This window comes from Hymenobacter glaciei (genome assembly GCF_039539585.1).
Taxonomy (GTDB): Bacteria; Bacteroidota; Bacteroidia; order Cytophagales; family Hymenobacteraceae; genus Hymenobacter; species Hymenobacter glaciei.
Map to the genome: position 1 here is coordinate 1 of NZ_BAABDK010000044.1, position 6,299 is coordinate 6,299.

A 6,299-nucleotide genomic window follows, 5' to 3' on the forward strand; every position below is an offset into this window, starting at 1 on the left:
AAACCAAACACCTCTGAACAGACCCCCATTACCCCAACGACTGAGGAACCGGACGAGCGGCTGAATTGGTAGTTATCCATTTCAGGTGAGACTTATAAAACCTCATAGTTAGACCGAACAGGGGTATTAAAAGGACATATACAGCCACTGCCTGAGCCTAACTGCCAACCCCGGAAACAACGGGCAGGGAAGCGTGAACGGCAACCTTTCAGATGGAGTGTATATGTCCTTTTAATCACTTCTCTTCCCTCTTGTTCTCTTAGCCCAGGCAGACCAAACGACGCGAACGGGACCGGGCAACGGTGCGAGCGTACCCTGACGACCCCAGTACCGAAAGGTAGCGAGCAGGAACGCTATTCCGGTCGGCTACGCCTCCCTCCATACCGTTCCGCTCGCCAGCAAAATGCTGGCTAACTGATTATTATGGTTATTGAAGCAAAAAATAAAACATGTAGCTTACACTTTTCGTATCATAACACGTTGATAATCAATTAAAATTTACCCGTAAATATGAGTGTAAGGCTCAAAACCATTAACGCCGACGCAGCCGCTTACGAGGGGTTCCGGCAGTTGGCCAAGGAGTGCGAGCTGACCAGTCCCGAACTGGTGGCCGCGATGGTGCAGTACTTCCGGGTGACCAAGGCCGACCCCCGAGCGCCCACCGGCCCCGACCTGACCAGTAGCCTAGCCAAAATCACGGCCAAGCTGGCGGACTTGGATAAGCGCACGATTGGATTTATTCGGGAGCAGGAAAAGACCTACCTAAAGCCCATTTTAGCCCAGGTGCAGGCGCAGCAGCTGCTGAGCGCTCCCGCTGCCAGTGTCCCGGCCGGGCCGAGCGCGGGCCAGGTGCAGGAGTTGACCGAGTGGTTTCTGCGGCTCATTCGCCGGACGATGCAGCCCACGCAATTAACCCAGACGTACCTAAACGGTACCCTGCCCCAACCCCCCGCGAAAGGCCAAGCCGACCCTTTGCTAGACCCTATCAAAAGTCAGTTAATGGCCGTGCTTAGTATGGCATTTCGGCCCGAACTGATGATTCCCGCGAAGCCCAGCACGCCGCCCGCCCCAGCCGTTGCGCCTCCTTCACCAGCCCCCCAGCCCTAACGATGGTGGCCAAAATTCCCGCCTCTGGTAAGGGACTATCCCAGCGCACCGGTAGTAGTGGCGGCCTCGTGGCCTATCTTGAAAAGGAGGTACAAGGGCAGTGGTTCAGCCTTGAACGGGAGGACGTGCCGGCCGCCGAAGTCACGCAGACGCTTGACCACAACAAGCGCAACCTGAACCGCGACGCGGACAAGTATTACCAGGTGATACTAGCCCCCAGTCAAACCGAATTACGCCACATTGGCAGCGACCCGGAAAAGCTACGCGCCTACACGCGGGCGGCGATGGAGCAGTACGCGGCCAACTTTGGGAAGGGCATCGAGGGCCGCGACCTGGTGTACTTTGCCAAAGTGGAGCACGAGCGCACGACCAACCACCAGGACCGGGCGGTGCAATTGGGCGACATGGAGAAGGGAGAGGCCAAGGAGGGGCCGCAGACCCACATTCACGTTATCGTCAGCCGGACGGAGAACCTAGCCCGCTACTCGGAGCGCAAGCAGGCCAGCGAGCTGGACCGGAAAAACCCGTACCACTTGAGCCCATTGACCAACCACAAGAACACGCAGCGCGGGGTAGTGACGGGCGGCTTCGAGCGCAAGCAGTATTCGGAGCGGGTAGAGCAGGCGTTTGACCAGGCGTTTGCCTACGAGCGGCCCCTGACCGAAACGTTCCGCTACGCCCACACGATGCAGCACGGCACCCCCGAGCAGTGCGCGGCGCTCCAGGTGCAGGCCATCCAGGAGCAGCAACGCCAAGTCGAACGGCAAGCGGCCGTGCAGCAGTCGGTGAGTGAGCAGCGCCCGCAGCTGCCCGGTCCAGTCCCCGCGCAGGGGCAGCAACCAGCCGCGCCGCTAGAGCAGCCGCGCCCGGCGCTCACCCCCACCATAGAGCAGGCACCAGCCCCGGAGAGGCAGCGCGTCCGAGGCCCCAGAATGTGAGTAGGGTAGCGCGAGCTTCCCCTATTTGGAACCTAGGCCAGGCCCTGATGCAAATACGCTACTCTCGCCGCCTTAAAACGGCGTTTTTGAGGTAGTGCGGGCGTTTTTTCGTATCTTGTAGTATGGTTTATCGGACGAGAGAACAGATAGTTTCGACCACCGCGCACACCGTTTGCCGGCCCGGAAAACCGCCCCGCCCGAGGTACGACCTATACGATTTGTGGAAGCAGCCGAAATACCACGCGCTAGAGAACGAGCTAGACGAGCTGCTAGAGCAGTGGCCGGCCCACCAGGCGCGAGCCGTGGCGCTGCTGGCGGTGCGCAAGGCGTTTTTTGACAACGGGGCGACGCATTGGGAGTTTGAAGCCTATCAAGCCGAGCTGCTGGTAAACCTAGACGTGGCCGCACGTAGCGCCCGCAGACGGGCGCGGGAAGAGTACCCCAAACTAGCGGCCCGTTACGAGCGAAACGAGGCACTGGCCGAGGCCGCACTAGTCGAACGGGAGCGCCGAAAACAAGGCCCCCCCACCGGAAAAGTACCACGGCGGGCGCGGCGGCGCGGCGGGCCAAAAACCGTACATATTTCCAGAAGTGTCCGAGAAAGAATGTTATGTTAAGTGACAAAAGGAAGGAACAAGAGGGAAAGAAGCCCGCCCGCGACCTTGCCCAAAATCCTATTTAACTACCATGCTCAAAATACAGATAGCCGCCGAGGGAATCACACACGGCCCCGGCCACAACACGCGCACCGACCACTTGCGGCCCGTCATTGATTTTCTGCTGGCCCAGGGCAACCGCCCGGCCGGGTGGCGGGGGGATGCGTTTTGGAGCGACCAGGGCGGGGAAGAACATTACACCTTTACCGACCCCATCGACGCGGCCCAGCTGCACGAGCACTTTGCTTTCCCGGCATCTATTCGGGTGTATGAAGATGGCTTCATTAAGGACAGCCTCAATCGGGTAGATATTAGCCAAGAGAGCCCGCCGCTAGTGTTTAGCTTTGAGCAGCCGCAGTAATTTAAAAACACAAAAGCATCTTACTATCAGTAAGATGCTTTTGTGTTTTGTAGCGCTTTAGCTGACAAAATCCGTTTTAGACACCCAATAGGATGCTGTCAGCAAGAGCAAGAACTTTAGCTAGTTCCCCTGGATATTCCGCCTCAGGGCAGAGATGGGCCTGTTTGGCCAGCTCGCTCAACTCTATGTGACGTGGCTCAGCTGCATCATAAGGGGGCAGAGTCATGTGTTTAAACACGTCACCAAGCTGGATAGAGATATAATGGCTCTCTATGTACTCTTTCACGCAAGGGGCATTGAGTAGGCCACACAAGAAATAGGCGGGCGCTTCCTCATAAAAATCAGCGAAAAACAGCTTGTGGTCAGGTATAAACGGTTTGTCTCCTTGCAATGGAACAGGTGCCGAAGTCACCACGGCAGCCCCAAATTTTCCCTGCTCAGCCCACACTACCTTATAAGGCGCAAACGTGTAATTGCCTACGGTATAAATCGCATAGAATGGAGCATTTTTCATCCGAAGCCGATAAGTAGAACGCCGTTCAAGTGTTGGTTGATAGGTTTCAAAATATCGTAGGGTGAGGGGAAGTGTACCCTCCACTAAGTCGGCAGCAGCCTCGTAATTACGGCGTAGAATGCCCGTATTAGGCACAAATACAAACCATTCATGCTCACGAGTGAGGCGGCAAGGTGCAATATCAGAGGCCCCTTTAAGGAGCGGATATAGCAAATCCGGCTCAACCCAAAACCGACGTTTAGGGCCAAGGTCAGTTTTGCCCGCTTCAGGGCGAGTTTCTATCTGAACGCGATTCAGCCCAGCATTTTCAGCCAAGATGGGCACGAAATAAATTCCGTTAAGGTCGGCCGTTATACCCTTGCGACCCTGTACCCAATCACAAGTGCCTTGTAGAATATCAAGCTGCGCGTGGCGGCCAGGTGGGAGGATAGCCCAGGGCGAACCGATTCCGCCTACTGGATTTGCCTCCATGGTTTTAAACTCAATGCGGGCCATAACCTCCGCAGGCGAACTTGCGGCAGGGATATTTCTTGAAGCCGTCCCTATACGGTCCCATACTCGATACGTCACCGGATACGGACTGCGACCGGTTTCCGTCTTTTGAAAGACAGCGACAGCCGTACTATTTGCAGCGTCTGCAAACGGTTTAAGGGCCTTTAAATCATCTATTTCAAGTGGAATTAGATGCATCGTTTCATTGATGCGGAAGCGTCGGAATCCTTCTGACGAAGGATTTTGAAATAGTGTCTGCGTGAGCACAAACACGAGCTTTCCTTCTGGTTTTAACCACTTATCCGCTACCGTATAGGTGATTAGCCCGGAAATATCAAGGGAGTTGCCCCCGCTGAACGGCGTAGAAGAAAAGATGTCGTACTGCTCACAGGTCGGCTTTACCCGGTCCCGGTAGAGTGCCGGTAGATTAGCCCAGCGCACCCATGGTGGGTTGCCTACTACTATATCAAACTGGCCAGCCGTGGCAGACCAGAAGAAATTCCGCACAATGCGAAACCAGATACCGTTCCAGTTTCGACGGTGCAGGGCTAATACGTTGCGGTAGGTTTGACTTAGTGGCCCGGTCCAGCTGCTTACCTCGCTAGCCGTTAGAGCATGGCGACGAACCAATGCTTGCAGCGCCTCAGCAGGTTCATGGTTCCGCTCAATTTCAGCGCCTAGAACAGTAAACACTCTATCAAGACGCACCCGGTCAAGTGCAAGCTCAGCCGGTAAAACTACTTCTAGGTCAGCTACTTCGGAGCCAACTCGATAACGTACCACATCTTCCGCCTCGTAAGGCTGGCGGGCTGGCGAGTACACCGCATCAGCCAGGAGTACAGGAACTTCAAACTCATGGCCAGGATTAGCGGCCAGGAGGTCGGCCACGGCAATTAGGTAGTTAACCCGTGCCGTTTGCACCGCCAGAGGGTTCAAGTCAAACCCCCATACCGTGTGAGCCAGTTCTTGCAGTAATTCGAGGCTGCCGGTACCGGCAAGCACTGCTGCGGCCCGCTTACGTCGGATTGCTTCAAGCAAAAACGACCCAGAGCCACACGTAGGGTCGAGTACGCGCACCCCTAGCCACGAGGCCGGCGTTACTTTATCAACACTATATTTTACCAACCAGTCAGGGGTGTAATACTCCCCCAGGCTTTTGCGAAGTACCTCAGGAACAAGGTTCTGATAGAAACTTTTAAGCACATCATTCGCTTGCGCAGCTTCTAATTTATCCGTGCGATACAAGGACAGCCTAGATAGTAGAGCCCGAATGGCGGCCAGCAGTGGCTGGCCAGTAGTGCCCTCTTGGAAAGCTGATAGATACCACGAGAAAATAGCCTCTTCAACAAATCCCTTTACTCCAGCTGCATTGAAGTATTCGCCTCCCTCAACGTCGCGGGCCAATACGCCAGGCAAAGCGGCCTCATCCTGAGCCAAGATGCTTTGACTGAAAAAACGAAATGAGGTAAGCCCATGGCTAGCTATAATTTCAGCCGCTAGCAGCTTCATTAAAAGCGAGTTGTAGGTATGGATGATGAATAGGCTAGCCGGAATTAGCAACTCTTCCGGTACCTGCACCTGAAACCTGAGCTGCGCTTGGCTCGCGGCGGCAGCACGGCGGGCAGCATCCGAAATTTGCCCATAGAGTGTGCGCCACTCTTGAAAGAGCATCGTGATTTTATTCCCGTCGGGTTCAGCCAGAGCGGCCGAAAGTAGAGCAGCTAGTTCCTGCATTACGGCCATACCTGCCGGGGAACTAGGGCCGAAGTCTTCTATCAGGTTCGAGCTGGTGACAGCCCGGAGGAAATTCGCCTGAATGGCATCAACTACCAGTCCCACGGAAGTAGCTGACAAAGGGTATAGTGGGCCAGGCTCTAACTGGCCGTTCACCCACTGAGCAAAAGCGAGGTGTTCGCCATCAATGGCAATACCTATGTAGTTGCTAGCGTCGAGGCCATCCTGACGCGCCGCCCTTGGAATGTATTTGGCCAGGCGGTCATCCATAGCCTCTTTGAACTTGGCGCTATCTGTCCGGCCATAAAAAAGCCCTTTATCCTTGAACTCAATAATGAGGTTATTATAGCTAGAATCGCGGCGGCCACGCTCCAGGTCGAAGGTTATACCCAGCGCCTGTTGTAGGGTGGTAACCCAACCAACCCGTACTTCCTCTTCATTTTGCCAATTAGAGCTTTTATCCCGTAGCTCTACAAAAATCTGTTCATTCGTCATTG

General features: G+C 55.2%; 4 protein-coding genes. 3 read left to right on the forward strand and 1 reads right to left on the reverse strand.

Annotated elements, in window-relative coordinates; translation table 11 throughout:
- The first annotated feature begins 510 nt into the window (after positions 1–510).
- The 3 genes from ABD837_RS24895 (at position 511) to ABD837_RS24905 (ending at position 3,062) form a co-directional block, all read left to right on the forward strand.
- Positions 511–1,107, forward strand: a complete 597-nt coding sequence (locus ABD837_RS24895) for a BfmA/BtgA family mobilization protein (protein ID WP_345060060.1) — start codon at positions 511–513, stop codon at positions 1,105–1,107.
- A gap of 2 nt (positions 1,108–1,109) precedes the next feature.
- A complete protein-coding gene (locus ABD837_RS24900) occupies positions 1,110–2,045 on the forward strand; it encodes a DUF5712 family protein (RefSeq protein WP_345060063.1) in 936 nt (311 codons plus the stop codon).
- A 687-nt stretch (positions 2,046–2,732) separates the two neighbouring features.
- Entirely contained in the window at positions 2,733–3,062 is a 330-nt protein-coding gene (locus tag ABD837_RS24905) for a hypothetical protein (protein ID WP_345060065.1), read from the forward strand.
- Positions 3,063–3,138: 76 nt separating this feature from the next.
- Here the strand turns inward: ABD837_RS24905 and ABD837_RS24910 are convergent.
- Positions 3,139–6,299 (reverse strand): Eco57I restriction-modification methylase domain-containing protein (locus ABD837_RS24910; RefSeq protein WP_345060068.1); only part of this gene is annotated, 3,161 nt, incomplete at its 5' end.